The organism is Mesorhizobium onobrychidis, assembly GCF_024707545.1.
Classification (GTDB): Bacteria; Pseudomonadota; Alphaproteobacteria; order Rhizobiales; family Rhizobiaceae; genus Mesorhizobium; species Mesorhizobium onobrychidis.
Map to the genome: position 1 here is coordinate 3,187,724 of NZ_CP062229.1, position 20,641 is coordinate 3,208,364.

20 protein-coding genes and 1 tRNA gene are annotated in these 20,641 nt (G+C 61.3%); 14 read left to right on the forward strand and 7 right to left on the reverse strand.

The genetic code is table 11. From position 1 onward, the window contains the following. Positions 1 to 80 precede the first annotated feature (80 nt). Positions 81 to 896 (forward strand): septum site-determining protein MinD, encoded by an 816-nt coding sequence (gene minD, locus IHQ72_RS15885; RefSeq protein ID WP_126043131.1) that lies wholly within the window; start codon positions 81 to 83, stop codon positions 894 to 896. Further along, positions 893 to 1,165, forward strand: a complete 273-nt coding sequence (minE, locus tag IHQ72_RS15890; RefSeq protein WP_023803855.1) for a cell division topological specificity factor MinE — start codon at positions 893 to 895, stop codon at positions 1,163 to 1,165. Before minD ends, minE begins: the two co-directional genes overlap by 4 nt. Before the next feature lie 150 nt (positions 1,166 to 1,315). On the opposite strand, the gene IHQ72_RS15895 is transcribed toward minE, so the two are convergent. Beyond that, complete coding sequence (locus IHQ72_RS15895; protein WP_258123290.1) at positions 1,316 to 2,056, reverse strand: sulfotransferase family protein; 741 nt, start codon at positions 2,054 to 2,056, stop codon at positions 1,316 to 1,318. 302 nt (positions 2,057 to 2,358) lie between these two features. Between IHQ72_RS15895 and IHQ72_RS15900 the strand changes: the two genes are divergently transcribed. Further along, positions 2,359 to 2,550: an exopolysaccharide production repressor protein gene (locus IHQ72_RS15900; RefSeq protein ID WP_258123291.1), complete on the forward strand. Its 192-nt coding sequence runs from the start codon at positions 2,359 to 2,361 to the stop codon at positions 2,548 to 2,550. Between the two features lie 344 nt (positions 2,551 to 2,894). On the opposite strand, the gene yghU is transcribed toward IHQ72_RS15900, so the two are convergent. Further along, positions 2,895 to 3,761, reverse strand: coding sequence for a glutathione-dependent disulfide-bond oxidoreductase (yghU, locus tag IHQ72_RS15905; RefSeq protein ID WP_192362643.1), 867 nt, complete (start codon positions 3,759 to 3,761; stop codon positions 2,895 to 2,897). Positions 3,762 to 4,448: 687 nt separating this feature from the next. On the opposite strand from yghU, the gene IHQ72_RS15910 reads away from it, so the two are divergent. Then, positions 4,449 to 5,351: a S1C family serine protease gene (locus IHQ72_RS15910; RefSeq protein ID WP_258123292.1), complete on the forward strand. Its 903-nt coding sequence runs from the start codon at positions 4,449 to 4,451 to the stop codon at positions 5,349 to 5,351. Positions 5,352 to 5,393: 42 nt separating this feature from the next. On the opposite strand, the gene IHQ72_RS15915 is transcribed toward IHQ72_RS15910, so the two are convergent. Then, positions 5,394 to 6,005 carry a hypothetical protein gene (locus IHQ72_RS15915; RefSeq protein WP_258123293.1) on the reverse strand — a complete coding sequence of 204 codons (612 nt, stop codon included), beginning with the start codon at positions 6,003 to 6,005 and terminating at the stop codon, positions 5,394 to 5,396. Between the two features lie 412 nt (positions 6,006 to 6,417). Here IHQ72_RS15915 and IHQ72_RS15920 point away from each other — a divergent pair, with 412 nt between their 5' ends. The 3 genes from IHQ72_RS15920 to IHQ72_RS15930 all read left to right on the forward strand — a co-directional run bounded on the left by IHQ72_RS15920 (position 6,418) and on the right by IHQ72_RS15930 (position 10,782). Then, positions 6,418 to 7,017 (forward strand): YdeI/OmpD-associated family protein, encoded by a 600-nt coding sequence (locus IHQ72_RS15920; RefSeq protein ID WP_258123294.1) that lies wholly within the window; start codon positions 6,418 to 6,420, stop codon positions 7,015 to 7,017. 267 nt (positions 7,018 to 7,284) lie between these two features. Further along, complete coding sequence (locus IHQ72_RS15925; RefSeq protein WP_258123295.1) at positions 7,285 to 8,490, forward strand: NAD-dependent formate dehydrogenase; 1,206 nt, start codon at positions 7,285 to 7,287, stop codon at positions 8,488 to 8,490. A gap of 201 nt (positions 8,491 to 8,691) precedes the next feature. After that, the gene (locus tag IHQ72_RS15930) at positions 8,692 to 10,782 is read left to right on the forward strand and encodes an EAL domain-containing protein (protein WP_258123296.1); all 2,091 of its coding nucleotides are present in this window, start codon (positions 8,692 to 8,694) and stop codon (positions 10,780 to 10,782) included. Positions 10,783 to 10,911: 129 nt separating this feature from the next. Here the strand turns inward: IHQ72_RS15930 and IHQ72_RS15935 are convergent, their stop codons facing one another. The 3 genes from IHQ72_RS15935 to IHQ72_RS15945 all read right to left on the reverse strand — a co-directional run bounded on the left by IHQ72_RS15935 (position 10,912) and on the right by IHQ72_RS15945 (position 12,007). Further along, a complete protein-coding gene (locus tag IHQ72_RS15935) occupies positions 10,912 to 11,241 on the reverse strand; it encodes a GYD domain-containing protein (RefSeq protein ID WP_165848547.1) in 330 nt (109 codons plus the stop codon). 398 nt (positions 11,242 to 11,639) lie between these two features. Continuing rightward, positions 11,640 to 11,822 carry a DUF3606 domain-containing protein gene (locus tag IHQ72_RS15940; RefSeq protein WP_258123297.1) on the reverse strand — a complete coding sequence of 61 codons (183 nt, stop codon included), beginning with the start codon at positions 11,820 to 11,822 and terminating at the stop codon, positions 11,640 to 11,642. Positions 11,823 to 11,933: 111 nt separating this feature from the next. Next, a tRNA-Gln gene (locus IHQ72_RS15945) sits at positions 11,934 to 12,007 on the reverse strand. Positions 12,008 to 12,133: 126 nt separating this feature from the next. On the opposite strand from IHQ72_RS15945, the gene IHQ72_RS15950 reads away from it, so the two are divergent. Beyond that, positions 12,134 to 12,520 (forward strand): ester cyclase, encoded by a 387-nt coding sequence (locus tag IHQ72_RS15950; protein WP_258123298.1) that lies wholly within the window; start codon positions 12,134 to 12,136, stop codon positions 12,518 to 12,520. Between the two features lie 67 nt (positions 12,521 to 12,587). Here IHQ72_RS15950 and IHQ72_RS15955 read toward each other — a convergent pair whose 3' ends face one another. Then, positions 12,588 to 12,932 carry a hypothetical protein gene (locus IHQ72_RS15955; RefSeq protein ID WP_258123299.1) on the reverse strand — a complete coding sequence of 115 codons (345 nt, stop codon included), beginning with the start codon at positions 12,930 to 12,932 and terminating at the stop codon, positions 12,588 to 12,590. Between the two features lie 183 nt (positions 12,933 to 13,115). Between IHQ72_RS15955 and IHQ72_RS15960 the strand changes: the two genes are divergently transcribed. From IHQ72_RS15960 to IHQ72_RS15985, 6 genes are all read left to right on the forward strand, one after another. Beyond that, positions 13,116 to 13,538, forward strand: a complete 423-nt coding sequence (locus IHQ72_RS15960; RefSeq protein ID WP_258123300.1) for a tryptophan-rich sensory protein — start codon at positions 13,116 to 13,118, stop codon at positions 13,536 to 13,538. 134 nt (positions 13,539 to 13,672) lie between these two features. Then, entirely contained in the window at positions 13,673 to 14,074 is a 402-nt protein-coding gene (locus IHQ72_RS15965) for an MAPEG family protein (RefSeq protein ID WP_258123301.1), read from the forward strand. 250 nt (positions 14,075 to 14,324) lie between these two features. Continuing rightward, positions 14,325 to 14,483: a hypothetical protein gene (locus IHQ72_RS15970; RefSeq protein ID WP_258123302.1), complete on the forward strand. Its 159-nt coding sequence runs from the start codon at positions 14,325 to 14,327 to the stop codon at positions 14,481 to 14,483. A 528-nt stretch (positions 14,484 to 15,011) separates the two neighbouring features. Beyond that, entirely contained in the window at positions 15,012 to 15,881 is an 870-nt protein-coding gene (locus tag IHQ72_RS15975) for a cytochrome P450 (RefSeq protein WP_258123303.1), read from the forward strand. A 970-nt stretch (positions 15,882 to 16,851) separates the two neighbouring features. Then, the gene (locus IHQ72_RS15980) at positions 16,852 to 17,709 is read left to right on the forward strand and encodes a DUF4118 domain-containing protein (RefSeq protein ID WP_258123304.1); all 858 of its coding nucleotides are present in this window, start codon (positions 16,852 to 16,854) and stop codon (positions 17,707 to 17,709) included. 337 nt (positions 17,710 to 18,046) lie between these two features. Further along, positions 18,047 to 19,954: a potassium transporter Kup gene (locus IHQ72_RS15985; RefSeq protein ID WP_441338651.1), complete on the forward strand. Its 1,908-nt coding sequence runs from the start codon at positions 18,047 to 18,049 to the stop codon at positions 19,952 to 19,954. Positions 19,955 to 20,641: the final 687 nt, after the last annotated feature.

Genomic DNA, 20,641 nt, shown 5'->3' on the forward strand with positions numbered 1-20,641 from the left:
ATATCGAAATGAAACAATAACTTAAGCGCATTGCATAAATCAGACGCTTAACAATACCAACAACAATAATGGAGGCATATATGGGCAAGGTAGTGGTGGTCACCTCCGGCAAGGGGGGCGTCGGCAAGACGACCTCGACGGCCGCCCTTGGCGCCGCGGTCGCAAGAACCGGCAAGAAGGTGGCCCTGGTCGACTTCGATGTCGGCTTAAGGAATCTCGATCTGATCATGGGCGCCGAACGGCGGGTGGTGTTTGACCTGGTCAACGTCATCCAGGGAACGGCCAAGCTTTCGCAGGCGCTGATCCGCGACAAGCGGGTCGAGACGCTGTTCCTGCTGCCGGCCTCGCAGACGCGCGACAAGGATGCGCTGACCGAGGAGGGCGTCGGCGAGGTGATCGACAAGCTGCGCTCGGTGTTCGACTACGTCTTCTGCGACAGTCCGGCCGGCATCGAGCGCGGCGCGCAGCTCGCCATGCGCTTTGCCGACGAGGCGGTCATCGTCACCAATCCCGAAGTCAGCTCGGTGCGCGATTCCGATCGCATCATCGGCCTGCTCGATGCGAGAACTGTGAAGGCCGAGCGCGGCGAGCAGATCGCCAAGCACGTGCTGGTCACGCGCTATGATGCGGCGCGCGCGGCACGCGGCGAAATGCTCTCGATCGACGACGTTCTGGAGATCCTGTCGACGCCGCTTTTGGGGATCATTCCCGAGAGCCAGGACGTGCTCAAGGCCTCCAACCTCGGCTCGCCGGTGACGCTCAGCGATCCCACCAATTCCGCCGCCCGCGCCTATATCGAGGCGGCCAAACGGCTCGAGGGCGAGGAACTGCCGGTCGTCGTGCCGTTCGAGCGCAAGGGCTTTCTCGACCGGCTTTTTGGAAGGAGGGCAGCATGAGCCTGTTAGACCTCTTCAAGCGGCGCGGCAGCGCGCCGGTGGCGCGCGAGCGGCTGCAGGTGCTGCTCGCCTATGAGCGCCGCAACCGCAGCCAGCCCGATCTCGTCTCGGTGCTGCGCGAGGAGATCATGGCCGTCATCGCCAGACATGTGCAGATCGACCAGGACTATCTGCAGGTCTCGATGGATCGCGGCGAGACGATGTCGACGCTGGAAATCGACATCCAGATCCCCAACAAGAGCGCAAGGCCGCTGGCGATGTCGGCCTGAGCTCGCAAGGGCCGGGTTTCTCGCCCCCCGCCGCGATCCTTCGCGCCCCCTTTTGGCCGGCCAGAGGGGGGCGCTGTCCCGCCTGCGTATCCAAGAATATCGCCTGAGCTGCAGCCACTGTCAGAGGCTTGCCCACCCGCCCAACCACCACTACCCCAGCCACCACAAAACCCCGCCCAGCACCGCCACCAGCCCCGCGATCGACAGCCCGAGCATGATGTAGGATCCCTTGATGACGTCGCGGATCACCTTCTTGACGCTTGAGCGGTCATTGAGGTTCGGGAACGGCTCCTGCGGTTCCGCCACGCCGAGAAAGCGGCACAACGGCCCCCAGCCTTCGGTCACCGTGAACACCAGAAGCTTTTCCGGCGGAACGGCTGCCTTCACCTCCTCGGTGTAGGCGTTGTAGCGCGCGATCGCCCGCTCGCGGTCGTCCATCACGCCGGCCAGTACACGGCCCCAGATCAGCTTGCGCGACATGTCGCCGAATTTTCGGCCGAACGGCGTCAGCCACTCCAAAACCTTGAACTGCCAGAGATTCTCGGTGAAGTAGATCGTGTCGATCGTGCTGTCGTACCAGCCTTCGGCGCCGCGCGGGTGGAGCGTCAGCAGCACCTTGGCGTCAGGGTATTCGGCCAGCAGCTCCCGCCACACGCAGCAGCCGGGATTGTCGACCGTCGCCGTGTAGTTGGCAAACACCCGGTCCCAGTCGTGCGGCGTGCCGGGCTTGCTGTTCGCTACCTTGCGCCAGAAGTCGAGGTGGCCCTTGTTGGCCTTGTTGAGGATCACTTCCTGCATGTGATAGCAGGGAAGGCCGAGCCTGTTCAGCGCGGCAAAGGTCGACCATGTGCCCGTGCGTCCGAACCCCGCGCCGATTACCTTGAGCGCCATGTGATCCCCCATTCTCCCTGGACTGATATTCTTGTTTTATCGCAGTCCGTAGCGCCCACGTTGCGCCCGGAGCGCCCGGCACGCAACAAATTTCCATCGTGCCTTCCCGCACTAGATCAGCCCTTTTGAATGGAACAGCACCAGCCAGAAAGGTCTCAACCATAGGATGCATTAAGCATGCGCACACTTCTGATCCATGTGCCACTTGCGCAACCATTGAAAGGGTGAAAACGTTGGTCTGGGGTAAATGGGCAAGGGTGGTCGTCGCGGCTGTAGAAGCTCCGGGACGGCCTTGAAAAGCGATGAATTTTCCACAGTTCCTGGTGGGGATGGCCACCGCGTCATTCGTCGTGGCGCTCTCGACTTTTTTGGCAACGGGTTCGATCTGGAAGGCGCTGGGCTGGACGGTTCTTACCTTGATCGTTTCGCAGGTCGGATATTTTGTGTTCGTCATCCGGCTGATCTATGGAACCGGGCGAAAGACACACAGGTAATCCGCGACCCGCGAGTACTGGAGCATTGAGACGGTTTGCGGTTTCGAGATCCAGGTCAGGCCCAGCACCAATATCAACATGCCTAGACCATAATGTTTATCAGATAGACAGCTTGGTCTAAGCCGTTTGAAAGCGGACATGTTCGGTTCTTGGAATGTGCATTGGACGTTCCGTTACTTTAGTCAACCAATATATATTTCCGGATACATATGCCTGGGATTGGGCAGCGCGGAAGCCTGCCTGCGGCTTCTGCAATCCGCCGTCGAGACGGGGCGGGTTGAAGCTGCCGATCTCCCCCACAAGGGGGAGATCAGCGCGTCATCCGCTCAGCTCCGTCGCTCTGCTCACTCCGCCGCCAGCTTGTCCTGCGTCTTGGTGTCGAAATCGCTGGCGTCGTGGCGCTCGTGCAGCTGCATCGCGGGCTCGCCGAAGGCGCGGTTGACCATGCGCCCGCGCTGCACCGCCGGCCGCGCGTCGATCGCGTCTGCCCAGCGCTGCACGTGTCTGTACTCCGTGACCGACAGGAACTCGCCGGCGTCGTTGTACATGCGCCCCTTGGCCAGCCCGCCATACCAGGGCCACACGGCGATATCGGCAATCGTGTAGGCGTCGCCGCCGAGATATTCGCTTTCAGCGAGGCGCCGGTCGAGCACGTCCATCTGGCGCTTGGTCTCCATGGCGAAGCGGTCGATGGCATATTCGATCTTTTCCGGCGCATAGGTATAGAAATGGCCGAAGCCGCCGCCGAGATAGGGCGCCGAGCCCATCTGCCAGAACAGCCACGACAGGGTTTCTGCGCGCGCCGGCTGCTCGGTCGGCAGGAATTCGCCGAATTTTTCGGCCAGATGCACCAGGATCGAGCCGGATTCGAAGACGCGGATCGGCTTTGGCCCGCTGCGGTCCATCAGCGCCGGGATCTTGGAGTTGGGGTTGACCTCGACAAAGCCGCTGCCGAACTGGTCGCCGTCGTTGATCCTGATCAGCCAGGCGTCATATTCGGCGCCTTTGTGGCCGAGCGCCAAGAGCTCCTCCAGCATGATCGTCACCTTGACGCCGTTCGGTGTCGCCTGCGAGTAAAGCTGCAGCGGATGCTTGCCGACCGGCAACTCCTTGTCATGCGTCGGGCCCGCGATCGGCCGGTTGATGCTGGCGAAGGCGCCGCCATTTTCCTTGTTCCAGGTCCATACTTTCGGCGGTGTGTATTGGTTCATCTCGGGAGGCCTTGTGATGTGAGCGGGGAGGGTCTTGGGGGAGGATCAGCTTGCGCGATGGAAGCGGGAGATTCATGGGGCAGGTTCATCTTCACATAGATACAGGTAGTGCGGGCAGCAGGAAGTTCAACTTATATTGAACTATTGTCGAGGTCGGCGCCGCCCCTCATCGCCCTGCCGGGCACTTCTCCCCGTTTAGTGACGGGGAGAAGGGGCTGGCCGCAGCCTCGGCACCCTTTCTGCAACGCTGGAGATTGACCTTTGTGCAATGTTAGAGATCGGCGAAATCTTCGGTGACAGCCCCTTCTCCCCTTCGCTAGACGGCACCCTCTTGAGGGAATAGATCATATATGAAAGGATTTTTAGAGTGGATGAAATATTAGACTTTATAATGACAAAGATTGGTTATTGGATACAGCGCAGAAAAAGCAGCAAAGTTAAGTTTGCCCTATTTATGATTTGGGGACTTTTGTCGTTGTTATTAACGATTATACTAGCCTATCTGCTGTTTGTTCGTGGGTTTACATTCTAAAGCAGTCTCTAGACGGGCAGAAGATGCCGGCAGGCAGATGCGACCGGCGCAAGCCTGCGCGATTGCCCCCGCCCTTGCGCCCCGTCACGTGCGCCATACCTATAGAAGATACCGGGCCTCTGGCGGCCGTCATGAATATTGCCGGGATTGAGAGCATGACCATCGATACGATTTTGCGGTCCATCGTGGCGGTGCGCGCCTCGATCCCGGACGATGCTTTCACCGCCAATGCGCTGGGCACGAGCCGGGAAGGCAGCGGCGTGGTCATTCGCGATAACGGGCTGGTGCTCACCATCGGCTATCTCATCACCGAGGCGGAAGAAGTCTGGCTGACCGACCACAACGGGCGCGTGGTTCCCGCGCACGCGCTCGCCTACGACCAGGAATCGGGCTTCGGCCTGGTGCAGGCGCTGGCGCCGCTCGGCCTGCCTGCGGTGGTCTTTGGCGACGCGGCCAGGGCGATGGCCGGCGACCCGGTGGTGCTCGCCGACGGCATCGGCCAGACGGTCAGCGCGCATATCGTCACCAAGCAGGAATTCGCCGGCTATTGGGAGTATCTCCTGGACGAAGCGATCTTCACCGCGCCCGCCCATCCGTCATGGGGAGGTGCGGCACTTATCGGGCAGGACGGCAGGCTGCTCGGCATCGGTTCGCTGCGCCTGCAGATGAGCCGCGCCGGCGAGATCGCCGACATCAACATGGTGGTGCCGATCGACCTTCTGCCGCCCATTCTCGACGATCTCCTGACACGCGGCCAGGTTGCCAAGCCACCGCGCCCATGGCTCGGAGCCTTCTCCGCCGAAAGCAATGGCGAGGTCGTGGTGATGAGCGTCGCCGAAGGCAGCCCGGCCGCCGAAGCCGGCCTGCGCCAGGGCGACATCATCTCGGATGTCCGCGACGGCGAAGTCGACGGGCTCGCCGATTTCTACCGCAAGCTGTGGCAGAACCCGGCGGGCGCCGAGATCCCGTTGCGGGTTGTGCGCGACGGCCGCGAAACCTGGCTGCGCGTCAAGTCGGCCGACCGCAACAGCTTTCTCAAGAAACCGCAGCTGCAGTGAAGCAGGCGACCTGTCGGATCCTCCCGATGCGGGGCGCTGCCCTCATTCGCCGCAGGCGCTGAAGCCGGCGCTGGTGTCCCACTCCGCGAAGGGGATGATCTTCCCCTCGACAGAGACGGTTGCGTGCGCGGTAGTGCCGTCCTCCCTCATCCTGCTGCTTTTGCCCTTGCCGGTCAAAACATTGTAATCGCAGTCGCTTGCGACATTGTCCTCAAGGTAGTCGTGATAGTCATAGGCAAAGCCGGCGACGATGAAGACGCCGTCGCGGTAAGCGAGCGTCAGCGTGTGGTTGGTCCGCTTGCTGCCGACCGGCATTGCCGGCAGATACAGTTTGATCGAGCCGTTGGGCAGCGCGGTCAGCTCCGGCTCGGTGTCGGAGGCCTCGTAGCCGGGCCGGTCGTAACCGTTCCACTCGCCGAGAATCTGCCCACGCACGACGCCGGCAGGACGCAAAAAGTTGTGCTCGCGATCCCTGAGGAAGAAGTACATGTCCATCGGGTCGCTGGGCTGGGTCTCGACGATCATCACAAGGTCGGTGCCGCCGTCGCCATTCCAGTCGCCGGTCAGCGCGGTGATGATCTTCTGAGTTTCTATCGGTTCCGCCAGGGCCATAGTTGGCGCCAGCAGCATCAGGCCGAACAGCATCGCTCGCATGGCAATATGTCCCCAGTTGAGCCCGCCGTGTCTATTATGGGCCAGTTCTGCCGGGAGATTCCTACAGTACGACGGGAAGAACCGCCATGGGCTGGGGCGGGGACAGCGACGCTGCCAATCTCCCCCCAAGTGGGGGAGATGCCCGGCAGGGCAGAGGGGGGCGCTGTCCCGCCGGCCTTCAACCCTTTGCAACTGCACCTCATGTCAATTCTCGGTTGGTCATGAGGTAACGAGACGATGGCGATCCTTCGCGCCCCCCTCTGTCCTGCCGGGCATCTCCCCCACTAGGGGGGAGATTGGCAGCTTCGCTGTCCCGCCAGCCTTGCAACAAGGCCACTGTTGCTCCATTCGATCGGAGCTGAGCAGCGATAAGGAGGAAACCGATGACGACCGCAAAAAGGCGGACCCGCTGATGGCGCCGGTCAAGGTCGATCTTGCCAAGGTGCGCGAATTCAGCGATGCCGACAGCTTCTATACCTGGGTCGGCCAGCACCACGACACCGCGACAGAAGTCTGGATCAAGATCCACAAGGTCGGTTCGGGGCTACCTTCGATCACGCCCAAGGAGGCTATCGACGTGGTGCTGTGCTGGGGCTGGATCGACGCCGTGCGCAAGGGGCTCGACGACAAGAGCTATTTGCAGCGCTACACGCCGCGCGGCCGGAAGAGCATCTGGAGCCAGATCAACGTCGACAACGTCGCCCGGCTGATCGAGGAGGGCCGGATGACCGAGCATGGGCTCAAACAGGTCGAGGCGGCGAAGGCCGACGGGCGCTGGGCGCGCGCCTATGGAAGCGGCAAGGACATGAAAATCCCCGTGGATCTCCAGGCGGCAATAGACGTCGAGCCCAAGGCCAAGGCGATGCTGGCAACGCTCAGCGCGCAGAACCGTTTCGCGCTCGCCTTCCGCATCCACAATATGAAGACCGAGGCTGGGCGCAAGATGAAGATCGCCGCCTTCGTCGAGATGCTGAAGCGCGGCGAGACGATCTACCCGCAAGGGAAGAAGTGAGGGTTTGTGGCTGGCGCCGTCGCGGCCGTGGCTGCGATGGCGGATCGTCGTCGCGCGTACGCTCAAGGTCAACGATGAACGCGGTGCCTGCCGCCGGCCTTGAAGCCACGTCCATCTCCTCCATTTAATTCGCAATAGCGCGCAACTTTCCGAGGAAGCGCCAGGAGTTGCTGGCCTCTGACAAACCAGGTGGCCGCCCGTTCGGTTTTGGCGGGCAGCCTTAACAATCGAGCGTCTTCCTCGTTATCAGACGAAGGGAGAACCAAAATGGCAAAGGTCGTTTGCGTCCTCTATGACGATCCGGTTGACGGTTACCCGTCAAATTATGCCCGGGATGGGCTGCCGAAGCTCGACCGCTATCCCGGCGGGCAAACGCTTCCCACGCCGAAGGCCATCGACTTCGAACCGGGCGTTCTGCTCGGCAGCGTGTCGGGCGAGCTCGGCCTGCGGCCTTATCTGGAAAGCGCCGGGCACAGCCTGGTCGTGACCTCGGACAAGGACGGTCCCGACAGCGTTTTCGAACGTGAACTCGGTGACGCCGAAATCGTCATCTCGCAGCCGTTCTGGCCGGCCTATCTGACCAAGGAACGGATCGCCAAGGCAAACAAACTGAAGCTTGCGATCACCGCCGGCATCGGATCCGACCATGTCGATCTGCAGGCCGCGATGGACCGCGGCATCACCGTCGCCGAGGTGACCTACTGCAACTCGATCAGCGTGTCCGAGCATGTGGTGATGATGATCCTGGCGCTGGTGCGAAACTATATCCCGTCCTACCAGTGGGTCATCAAAGGCGGCTGGAATATCGCCGACTGTGTCGCGCGCTCCTACGATGTCGAAGGCATGCAGATCGGAACTGTCGGCGCCGGCCGGATCGGCAGCGCGGTGCTGCGCCGGCTGCAGCCGTTCGACGTCACACTGCACTACACCGACCGCCACCGCCTGCCCGAGGCGGTCGAGAAGGAGCTTGGCGTCACCTTCCACCCAGACCCGGCGTCGATGGTCGGCATCTGCGACGTGGTGACGATCAACGCCCCGCTGCATCCGGAGACGGAGAACCTGTTCGACGAGGCGATGATCGCCAGGATGAAACGCGGCGCCTATCTGGTGAACACGGCGCGCGGCAAGATCTGCAATCGTGACGCTGTCGCCGGTGCGCTGGAGAGCGGCCAGCTCGCGGGCTATGCCGGCGACGTCTGGTTCCCGCAGCCGGCGCCCAAGGACCATCCGTGGCGATCGATGCCGCATCACGGCATGACGCCGCATATTTCGGGATCGTCGCTCTCCGCCCAGGCGCGCTATGCCGCCGGCACGCGCGAAATCCTGGAGTGCTGGTTCGAAGGCCGGCCGATCCGCGAGGACTACCTGATCGTCGACGGCGGCAAGCTGGCCGGCGCCGGCGCCCATTCCTATAGCGCAGGCGACGCCACAAGCGGTTCGGAAGAGGCGGCGCGCTTCAAGGCCAAGGCGTGATCCAACAAGGCCTGATCCAGGCGGGATCAGGTCTGCCGCAGGTCGAACGCGGCGGCTCGCGGGGGCTAGGCAATGGGCCGGATGGCCTCCGCGTTCCTCGCGTTGCAGCGACCGGGCAGGGCCAACAGGGCTGTCATCGGTAACGGTTTCTTCTTTGCTTTGCCGCACAATGGCTGCGGCGGGGCGGGCGAAGTCCAGGGCATGGCTAACAAGAAGAATCGCGATGGAGAGTTCTGGGAGCTGGCGCTCGAACGCGCGCATCTTGGCGTCTGGGACTGGGATCTCAGGAGCGGCGACTGTTTCTACTCGGCGATGTGGTCGCAAATGCTCGGCTATGGCGAGGGTGAGCTCGTCGAGGCGAGCGATCTCTGGCTGCAGCTGACGCATCCCGACGATCGCGAGCGGGCGGTGGCCAGCGGCGAACGCCACATTGCCGGCCTGACCGATTCGATCGAGACCGAGCTCAGGCTGAAGCACAAATCCGGTCACTGGGTATGGGTTCTCGATCGCGGCGGGGTGGTCGAACGCGATGTCGAAGGCCGGCCGGTCCGGCTGATGGGCGTCCAGACCGACATCACCAAGCAGAAGCAAGCGGAAGCAGAGCTCGAACAGGTCAATGTCCGCTTTCGCCTGGCATTGGCCGCCAGCGGCACCGGCATCTGGCATCACGATCTTGCCGCACGCAAAAGCTACTGGGACGAGCGCACGCGGGAAATCTTCGGGCTTGTCGCCGAAACCGACGAGGTGTCGCAAGACCTCTGGCACAGCTATCTGCATCCGGACGACAGGGCCGACGCCGAGCGAGCCCACTTGGCGCCGCTGCAAACCCAAAAGGTCGTCGCCGTGCAATACCGCATCATCAAGCGGGACGGCGACATCAGACATGTTGAATCGCTGATACGGTTCATCGCCGACGCCCAGTCGTCGGGCCAGATCCTGGGCACGGTGCGCGACATCACCGAGGCGAAGCAACGCGACCAGGAACTTGCCCATGCGGCCCGCCATGACGGCCTGACCGGCCTTTTGAACCGCGCCGCATTCGACCGGCTGCTGGCCCAGCATATCGCAACGGCGCGCCCGCTCGCGGTGTTCTACGTCGATCTCGACTACTTCAAGGCCTTGAACGACTTCGCCGGCCACGCCGCCGGCGACCTCGCGCTGAAGCGCGTCGCCGAGCGCATTCTGGGCTGTCTGCCGCCGTCGGTGCATGCCGCGCGCCTCGGCGGCGACGAGTTCGCGCTGCTGGTGCCTGATTGCGACGCAGCGCAAGCCGAGCGTCTCGCCGGCGCCGTTCTCGCGGCGGTTCGCGATGCCGATCTCGGCTCGATGGCGGCGTCGCGCAAGCTTGCGGCCAGCATCGGCATCGCCTTTGTCGCCGATGAGAATACCGCGGTGGCCGACGCGCTCGCCTGCGCCGACGACGCCTGCTATGCGGCCAAGGCCGCCGGGCGCAATCGCTTCGCGGTGTTCTCCCCTGAGACAACATCCGGGGGCCTCAATGCGGCGCGGCTGGCGGCCGACACCGTCGATGCCATGGAAGACGGAAGGCTGAAACTGTTCGGCCAGGAAATCCATCGGCTCGGACAACCCTGGCAAGAGAACCGCCATGTCGAGGTCCTGGCGCGGCTCGCCGGGCGCAACGGGGGGCTGATCCCGCCGGGCGAGTTCATCCCGGCGGCTGAGCGGTTCGGCATTGCCTCGCGGCTCGATCGCTGGATCATCAGGACGGCGCTCTCGCTTCATGGTCCCGCGCTGAAGTCAGGGGCGCTCACGCTCGGCTTCAACCTGTCGGCACAGACGCTGAGCGATCCGCAGCTTTGGGATTTCGTCGACGCCGTCATCGATGAGACCGGGGCGCCGCATTCCGGCATCGGCTTCGAGATCACGGAAACCGCCGCGGTCACCAATTTCACTGCTGCCGAAGAGTTCGTCCGCAAGGCGCGCGAGCGGCGCTGCCGCGTCAGCCTCGATGATTTCGGGGCGGGCATGAGCTCGTTCGAATATCTCCGGCGCTTTCCCGTCGACACGATCAAGATCGACGGTTCCTTCATCGAGCATATTGCGAAGAGCCGTTTCGACCGCGAAATCGTCTCAGCCATAGCGGGCATAGCCAGAAGCCTCGGCTGCTCCGTGGTGGCGGAGAAGATCGAAGAGCAGGATGCGCTCGACATCCTCAGGGATATGGGCGTTGCCTTCGGCCAAGGATTTCTGCTGCACCAGCCGGAGCCGCTGCAAGCGATCGTTACGCGGGCGAGCGGGCGAGCGGCTTTGCCAGCCGGACGGCGAGCGTAGCATCCGCTGGCCGGATGCGAGGCTGCAGGACCCTCGGTTCAAGCCCGACGGCGTGCTTTTGGGCGACATGCATTAACAGCGGCGAGAAAGCTCGGAAAAACCGTTCCAGCACCCACCCGCTCGTGTTGGTCAGGGCTTTCCCGGCGGGCGATACCGGACCGACTTCGCCTTGCCGAGGGCTTGCATGGTTTCTTCGACGCTTAGGAGAACGGTGGTCTCGTACGAGCTGAGCGCGCCTCCCGCACCAATGGCAAGCGCGACAGATGCCATCGAAACGTTGTCTGGCGCCTCCCACAGATTCCAGCCATCGTGCTCTCCGAAGGCGTACCAGAACCCGTGCAGCTTTCCGCCGACCGACTCGATGTAGGTGCGGGCTGCCTCGCGTCTATCCTCGGGGTTTTCGATCAGACGCGCCCAGGTCTCGGGCGTATAGCTGAATCGTGAGAGATACATGGGCATGGTTCGCCTCCAGGCCGATCCCGGCGGCTCGGCGTCGAGGGATCGAGGGGGGACTGGCGCCGAGCCTAACCGGCTTGGGTAGTTCACCGGCTGACGAAATATGCGCTCAAGCTAATGCAAGAGCAACATCCATGAATCGGCGCTCCGAGGTCGATTTGCCGGCAACCGAGCGCCATGCTTTTCGCCCAATGCACTTGTCGGGCTAATTCTTCCGCTTGCCGCTGGACGGCGTCGTCGTGCTCACCCAGCCTTGCGATTCGCGCATGATCTTCAGCGCTTCATCCGGCGCCAGGCCGCACCTTCCCAAAACGGGAAATTTCGCACATCCGGCAGAAACCGGCCGGAAATCAGGCGGGCATGGTCAAGCCGCGGTCCGGGTCGACGCCGCCGGATGCGGATCAGGCGTTGCGGCTCGCCATATGCGCATCGAGCTTCTTCCTCGAAGGCCCGTACCGCTTGATGATCGTCGCGGCCTCGCTCGGCGGTATGCCGTATTTTTTCGCAAAAGCCGCAACGTCGTAAGGCTCCTCGCCGGAGGCCGGTTTGCGGTCCTGCTTGGTCTTGGATTTGTCGTCTGCCATGTCGTCCTCCGTCACATCCGGTGGTTATAGGGCTCCTTGGTCGGCCCGACCACCTTGCCAGTGAAAAGGACGGCACACCCGGTCCGATCGGTTGCCTGGCGCGGGCGATGCTGGTTCCCGCTCATGGACTCGAACCACGATTCACGCCTTCAAAGGGCGCTGTCCTACCATTAGACGAAGCGGGAATAGAGGAAGTGGACGCTGTCTAACACTTTCTCATCCGCGCATGAAGCCGCTTCATGCCGTCATCTGCGTGAGCGCGAGAATACCGCCTTTGCAGCAGGACCCGTTAGAAGATAGGGTCAGTCGCGATGATTAAAACCGACCTCTCCGGCGTCTACCGAGACTACATTGCCTGCCTCAATAAGCAGGACTGGGAGAAGCTGGGACAGTTCGTTGATGATGAGGTGATCCACAATAGGCGGCGGCTCGGCTTGTCAGGTTATCGCGAAATGCTGGAGACAGACTTTGCTGAAATCCCGGACCTTTATTTCAACGTCCGGATGTTGATTTCCGATCCGCCTTATATAGCGAGCCGGCTTGACTTCGATTGTACCCCGAAAGGAACATTCCTCGGCCTCCCTGTGAGCGGGAGGAGAGTTTCCTTTGCCGAGAATGTTATCTATGAATTTCGGGACAAAAAGATTGTACAAGTATGGTCTGTTATAGACAAGGCGGCTATCGAAGCTCAGCTTTAGCGCGAGGGATTTTCGCGTAACTTGTCTCGAAGCAGTCTTCACCCTGCTGGCTTAATAGTCCGTGAGCCTAGACTCGTGTTATCGCCAACAGCCACGCCAGAAGTTCCAGCAACAATAGAAACAGGGCAAGCTGTAGCGACATGCGCAGGCGCTGAATGATCCGCCAGTTGCTGGCCATGTCGGTCTTGATGCGGAGCGCAAGCGCGCGGTGCATCACATCCATGGTTCCGGAAGGGTTTTTATCGACAAAGTCCTGGAGCAGTCCGCTTCCGGCCCCAAATGCTGACGGTCGGCAACGCGCCGCATGTCGGCCGTAGAGGTCAGCTTTGCCACCGCCCTGAAGCAGACATCGCTGGCGATCACTCTGGAGGTCGCGGTTGCGCCAATTGCCGACTTCCCCGGCGCTTCTCAAGAGCCGACCTTCGCGCGATGACCTGGAGTCGGAATGCGGAAAAGCCGAATTTGCCTGCTGCGCGCCCTTATGATCGTGTCGTAGGACTACGAGTGTGCGACGAGCCATGCTATCAAGCTACATCCCTTTCTCGCCCTGGCCCCTGGCGCTGATGTTGGTTGCCTTGTGCGCTGCGCTCGAAGCGTGGCTGTCCGGGCCGACGCCCTTTCGCTTTTTGGCATCGCTCAAACAACCGCGCTGGGCACTGCCGATTTGGGGATGGATGATCGTGGCGGGGCGTTCTATACGATCATGACCTTTGGAGTCGCCGCGATGCTACAGGCCCAGGAGCGAGGCGCGGCGGCGCTCGTGATGGTAATAGCTGTTATGGTCACCGACGGCGTCTGGAACTACCTATTGTTTCGCCGCAGACGCCTCGACTGGGCCTACTGGTATTTGTTTCCCTACACGGTGCTGGTGGCGACAACGACGATTGCAGTCTTCACGATCGATGTGCCGGCAGGCGGACTGATCGCGATTTATCTCGCGTTCTTACCCTATGACTTCGCATGGACCAAAGCCTTGGCGACACTGAACCCGGACCTCGCCCATGACTCTGGGCAGTAAGGAAGGGCCGCTGCCCACCGGCGTTGATGAAGCCCAACAATCGACCCTTCCCGGACATCAGTCTGGCCGGCGGACCGGCATACGACGCACGATTCTGGTAAGGTCTTTAAAGAACGGGCAGGTGTGAGGGTTGAATGAGCTTCGAACTAGCGATGCTTGTGGCGAGTTGCGTGCTCTGTTTGATCCAAATTGTTGTCTCCTCGCACGCAGCCAGCCTTCAGCGAGGTTATCGTTGGACGGCCAGCTCTCGTGACGCCGAAGTCTCTCCGCTCACGGGCGTAGCAGGACGCCTGGAAAGAGCACTTCGAAACTTACTTGAGACGTTCCCGGTGTTTGTGGTGGCGGTCTTCCTTGTTCACGTGCTCGGTCGTGAGAGCGCCCTCAGCCAATGGGGAGCTGGTCTCTATTTTTCCGCCAGAGTGGTTTATCTTCTACTCTACGCAGCGGGCGTTCCTTTGCTCCGGTCGCTCGTCTGGAATGCCGCGTTCGTTGGAATTGTCCTTCTTTTGCTCGCGTCAGTCTGGCCCGAGCTATAGTGCCCGCATGCCGACGGCCGTCACGAGCCGAACTTCCGCCTAGGTTTGCGTCATGCGGTGACCCGTAGAAGGCGATCCTAAGAGTCTAAACCTTTCAATCCAATAGCTCGCTCAATAAGATGGGCGGTATCGAAGCGTTTCTCCACTCGCTCCCCCATTTCGCGTCCCGATATTCGTAATCGAGGAGATAGCTGCCACCACAAATAGTCGACTGCAATGTTCGCGTTGTTGAAAAGGCCGGGCTGACGCGATGCACCTGCGCGCCTTCTTTCCGCAGGAGATGCCGCTGCGTTTTGCCTTGGCGGGTCTGGAACTTGACGCCCGATACGGTGACTTCAAAGGCGGCCACTTCACCGGCTTCAGGCCCAACCAGATTTATGTGACTCGAGCAGCAACGAACGGCAGCTGATATGATTTTATCCGATCGATCGGTCGCCTCTTGGTCATCACACTCAGCGCGCGACCGAGGTAATTCTGGCCGTTCTCTTTTCTGCTAACGTGCCGGTGGCGTCGAAGGGCTGAGGCGGATTAACCGGAGAAGCGCAGCAGCGCCTCATGGAGGACTGGCCACATTGGGAGTGAGAGCATGATCGAGACGCGCGATTTCGACATCTTATCGCCGGGCTTCCACGCAAACCCCTTCCTCACGGTTGACCGAATGCGAGCCGAAGGTCCAGTCGTTTGCATGAAGCTGCCGATTGTCGGACGCACATGGCTCGCCGTGACGCATGACGCCTGCGCAACGTTGTTGAAGGATCACGAGAGCTTCGCGCGCGACCCCGCCAACGCGGGGAGCAGGACACAGGTGCGGATACTCAGATTCTTGCCAAGGACGATCAGCCTTCTGGCGCTGAACATGCTCGGCCACGACGACCCTGAGCACCGCCGCCTGCGCGGGCTCGTCGACCAGGCGTTCCAGCGCCGAACGATCGAGGCCATGAAGCCGATGATCACCCAAATAGCCGATCGGCTTCTCGACAAGCTGGAGGGGAGACCGAAGGTCGATCTCATGGCCGAGTTCTGTCGCGATCTGCCCCTCTCGGTCATTTGCGCGATGCTCGGCCTGCCGGAACAGGATCACGATCGGTTCAAGAGCTGGCTGGGCGGGCTAAAGGACACTGCCAATGTCGGCGCGGTCATCCGCGCCATTCCCGGCGTGATCAGCGTTGTCCGCTATCTTCGCCGCGTCTCGCGACCTGGAGGGGGAGCCTTGCCTGACGGATTGATCGCCGCGCTGCGCGATGCTGAATCTGACGGGCAGAAGCTCAGTGAGGACGAACTAGTCTCGATGATTTTCCTGCTCTTCGGTGCTGGGCAGGAAACCACCACCCATCTGATTTCCGGCGGGCTCTTTGCATTGCTATCGCATGAGGATCAAAGCCGCAGGCTGCAGAGCAAACTAAGCCTGATGCCCACCTGCGTCGAAGAATGTCTGCGCTACGTATCGCCAGTGCAAATGACCAAGCCACGCTTTGCGACCCGCGACATGGTCTGGCAGGAACGGCAATTCCGCCGCGGCGACATGTTCGCCGGATTCCTGGCGGCGGCAAATTGCGATCCTGCCAAGTTTGAGGATCCCCACCGTTTCGACATCACGCGCCACCCGAACCCGCACCTCTCCTTCGGCACAGGCGCGCATTTCTGCCTCGGTTTCCAACTAGCTCGGGCGGAGGCCGCTATCGCCCTCGAGCGCATCGTCACGCGCTTCCCAGACATGCGCCTCGACAACAGGGCGGGGAAAATCGAGTGGCGCAAGCGCCTTGGCATCCGCGCCCTCGCACAGTTGCCCGTGCGACTTGTGGCATGAGGTGTGTGCCGGTTGACCGCATCCAACCTCACTAGGCACCAGAGCCATGCTGGCGGCAGGTGCCTGGGAGCGTCTACTACAGTCGTCCAAAGTTGAGGCGGCGGGACGGTCATTGCGGCAATTCTGATGCCATTGCAGTATTTGCTGGTTTTTTCGGAGCGGATCATCTCCGGTGCCTGGGACGCCAACGTTAACATTGAGGTGCCGAAGGTCGAGACACCGTCAGTGCCGGATACACCTGCGCCAGCGCAGTAAAGGTCCGCCTTGGCCTCTCGCCAAGGTTCCGGCGAACGTCCGCTATCTGAAGGTCCGCTTCTGATAGTCCGAGCCTCGAAGCTCCCAATCCGCATCCGGCCCATATCGAGACGTTCAATACCTGGGTGTTGAGCGTCGACTCCTGGCGCGACCGAGCCGGCCGGCGCATGGGCTCGGATTATACCGCGATGGAGCGTTCAACGTCTCAGTCGGGTGGAAAGTTGCCAAAAGGGTTGGCTGTCGGACGACCTAATCGTGCCGACAGCGGAAATCTTGACCGAGCATTGATCGTCGATCCTGGTACCGTTTCAAGACCAGCAGCCACTAGCACGATATTTCGTGGGCCGCGATCAGTCGCCCCGCCTTCCGTGATTGCGTATGTCCTCGATCCAGCGAGCACGTTTCTTTTCATCGCCAAATGAGAGGCCAAAAAACTTTCGCGAATTGGCTTGATTCCGGCGAAGCTCAAGATGCTACGCTCGAAACCGCGAACACCGTAAGCGCCGAAATACCAGCGATAAAGGAGCACCGGCATTCCCATGGTGACGATGAGGCGAGCGGAGCGCCCGGCGAGTAGCCGCTTCGCGAGCCGCCCTCTTTGTACCGCCTCTTCGACTATGGGATCTTTATATCTTGGGGCTCCCACACGAATGGAATTTTTATGCGTATCGACCTAGGTTTGCGTCATGCGGCGACCGCTGCATGGAGTTGAACAATGGCCGCTGTTAATCCGAAACTGCGACGAGACATCAAACTGTTGCCGGATGCCGATCCGCTTTTGGACTTAGCGTTATCGGAGGCTCCAGCTGCAGTGCGCTACCTTGCTTCGTTTGTGATGACCGCCATCGCGGCGGCACTGGCTGTTGGTATTCATAGCCAAGTGATGATCCCGAACCTCTCCCTCGTATTTGTGGTGCCGGTGATCATAGCGGCCGTTGGCTTGGGTTTGGGGCCTTCCCTCTGTTCGGCGATACTTGGTGCTCTCGCCTACAATTTCTTCCTGACTGAGCCTCGCTACACGCTGATCGTCGACGACCCGGCAAACGTCTGGGCGATTGGACTGCTTTTTGTCGTCGGACTTATCGTCAGTGGCGTTGCATTTACATCCCGGCGCCGTGCAACTGAAGCGGCACTCCTGAAGAGGCAGGCAACATTGCTGCAAGGCTACAGTCGCGACGCCGCCGGGATCGATAATGCTAAGGCGATCGTCTCGATCACCTGCCAAACACTTGCAGCGCTTTTTCAAGTTCCTGTCGTCGTCATTCTTGTTTTGGATGGCAAAGTAGTTTCCGTCGAGAAAGTCGGCGACGTAGAGCCCCAGGAGGCCGAATTCGAGGCGGCGCGATCGTCGTTGGCAACGGGACTTGTCGTGAGCGCCGGAGTCCACCCGGCGTTGGCCTCGCGCTTTGACTTTTGGCCTGTAACGACAACGGCAGGGGGCCCGCGTGCCGCCATTGGGCTCGCATTTGACCCCGTTGACCGGCCTCCGGAGCCTTCCATGCTAGTCGATATCGTGGGCCGCTTCTTGGCCCTGGCCCTTGATCGTCAATATTTCCGGCATGCTCGACTGTAAATAGACCCAGGAAGGCCGACAGCCAGCAAACGACCGCAAGCTACCGACAGCGTGTTGAAGAAGTTGTCTGCGCTGCAAGGGATCGACTTAAAGTAAAATCTCATTCCTTACTGAGCACCCCTCAGGAATGAGGATTCGCGATTGAGGTAATTGAGGAACGCAATGTTATCAACGCACATACTAATCTTCCACTGAACTTTCACCCAGTGGCGATTTGAGTCTCGACAACAGCGAGGTATCTCGCGTTCACCACTTCGACAACGAACGTTTTGCTTTGCGCTGCAAGGGGGCGGGACCCCGCCCTATCCGAAGGAGTAAGTTCATGGGCAATGCCGATATAGGCAACGGCGGGGATGCAACAGCACAGCCCGCGGCGCATGACGTCCACTCCCAGCAGAGCCTGCGAATACTGATTCTGGGCGCGCTCGGCGTGGTCTATGGCGATATCGGCACCAGCCCGATCTATGCGTTCCGCGAGGCGTTGCGTGCTTCGGCCGGCGGCAACGTCGCCGACCGTGGCGACATCCTCGGCGTGCTGTCGCTGATCATCTGGTCTCTGACGATCACCGTCACCATCAAATACATCATGTTTGTGCTCCGTGCCGACAACCGTGGCGAGGGCGGGGTGCTGTCGCTGATGGCGTTGGCGCGCGGCAGTTTCCCGAAGCGGTCGGCGGTGATTCTCGGCATCGGCATCGTCGGCGCTTCGCTTTTCTTCGGCGACGCGGTCATCACGCCGGCGATCTCGGTGCTTTCGGCGGTCGAAGGCATGAATGTCGTAACGCCCACGTTCCAGCCCTATGTGGTGCCGCTGACGCTGGTCATCCTGGCGATCCTGTTCGCGGTACAGCGGTTCGGCACCGGCGGCGTGGGATTGGTGTTCGGGCCTGTTACGGCGCTGTGGTTCCTGGCCATCGGCCTTTCCGGCCTCAACCACATCATGGACGACCCGGAAATCCTGCTGGCAATCAGCCCGCATTATATCGTGTCGTTCCTGGTCAACTCGCCCGATGTCGCCTTCGTCACGGTTGGTGCGGTCTTTCTCGCCGTCACCGGCGCCGAGGCGCTCTATGCCGATCTCGGCCATTTCGGGCGCAAGCCGATCGTGCTCGCCTGGCTGGCGATCGTGTTCCCTTGCCTGTTGCTCAACTATGTCGGGCAAGGCGCCTTCGTGCTGGCAAATGGCGGCGTTGTCGGTCATCCGTTCTTCGAGATGAACCAGGGCTGGACGCTCATTCCCATGGTGGTGCTGGCAACCGCCGCAACCGTGATCGCCAGCCAGGCGGTGATTTCCGGCGCCTTCTCGCTGACCAGGCAAGCGGTGCAGCTCAACATGCTGCCGCGTTTCGTGATCCTGCATACGTCGGAAAAACAGTCGGGCCAGATCTACCTGCCGCGCGTCAACCTGTTGCTGGCGCTGGTGGTGATGCTGCTGGTGGTCGGCTTCGGCGAATCCAGCAGACTGGCCTCGGCTTACGGTATTTCGGTGACCGGCAACATGCTGGTGACGAACATACTGCTTTTTGTCGTCATGACGCGTATCTGGAAGTGGCCGCTCGGCGTCGCGGTTGCCTTGATGGCGGTGTTCGTCTTCATCGATACCGGCTTCTTTGCAGCCAGCATCGTCAAGGTGTTCGACGGCGGCTGGGCCTCGCTTGCCATTGCCGCAGTTATCGTGATGACCATGTGGACTTGGATAAGAGGCACCAGGTACCTGTTCGAAAAAACCCGCAGGAACGAGATTCCGCTCGATTTCCTTGCCGGCAACCTGGCGAAAAAGAAGCCGCAGTTGGTGTCCGGAACGGCAGTGTTCCTGACCAGCGATCCGATCAGCGCGCCGACCGCGCTCATGCACAGCCTGAAGCACTACAAGGTGTTGCACGAGCAGAACGTCATCCTGTCGGTGGTGACGGCGCCGCAGCCGGTGGTGCCCGACAGCGAACGGGTCAAGATGGAGACGGTCAACGAGCTGTTCATGCGAGTGACACTGACCTTCGGCTACATGGAGCAGCCGAACATCCCTCGCGCGCTGGCGATCTGCCGCAAACAGGGCTGGAAGTTCGACATTATGACGACGTCGTTCTTCCTGTCGCGACGTTCGCTCAAGGCCTCGCCCAATTCCGGCATGCCTCTGTGGCAGGACCGGCTGTTCATCGGCCTGGCGCGGACGGCGGCCGACGCCACTGAGTATTTCCAGATCCCGACTGGACGCGTGGTCGAGATCGGAACACAGGTAGCGATCTGATCCGACTGAGTTGCTCCCGTCGAACGGCCTACCTGCCAGGCAACCGCCTAAACTAAAATAGAGGCCGACCACCATGAACGCGTGCGCGAGGCGCTGGCAAGGCGGCTGAAAATCGAGCGTAAAGGCGAAACCAACGCGAGCTATATGCTTAGGGTCGCCAATGCCTACGCACAGGCGCCTGCGCTGCGCGCTGCATCGGATCCCCTCAGAGCGGTCGGCGAAGAGGCCATCGCGCCATACAGCGGCATGCCCTCGGTCTCGATGCGCCCTCGCTGCGTCGCCTGCAACAGGGCATACCGCAGGCGAAGCTGCGCCACGGCGACATGCCGCGGGAAATCCGCACGAGCGCGTATGGACCGCTTTCTAAGCCGAGATCGCTCCCTTGAGGGCCAACTTTCCCTCATTGGCGCGAAAGGGGGCGGCGAACCCCAGTCCCGAGGTTCGCCGCCCTGGCTACACAAGACGCTGTCGGATGATCCCAACCCCCCGCTTCTTCTGTGGATGAACTTCACCAGCACCGGGCAGCGCGCTCGTCGCCATGCTGCAGTCGTTTCCGAAATATTAGTCAGCGTGGAACATTAGCAGGTTCTAATGATTGTTTGTGACCAGCGGGCTCCGCCCCCCGGTGCCTGCTGCAGACCGGGCCACAAGCCCGATCGGGCCCGCGCCAGCGCCAGCCAGTCCCAC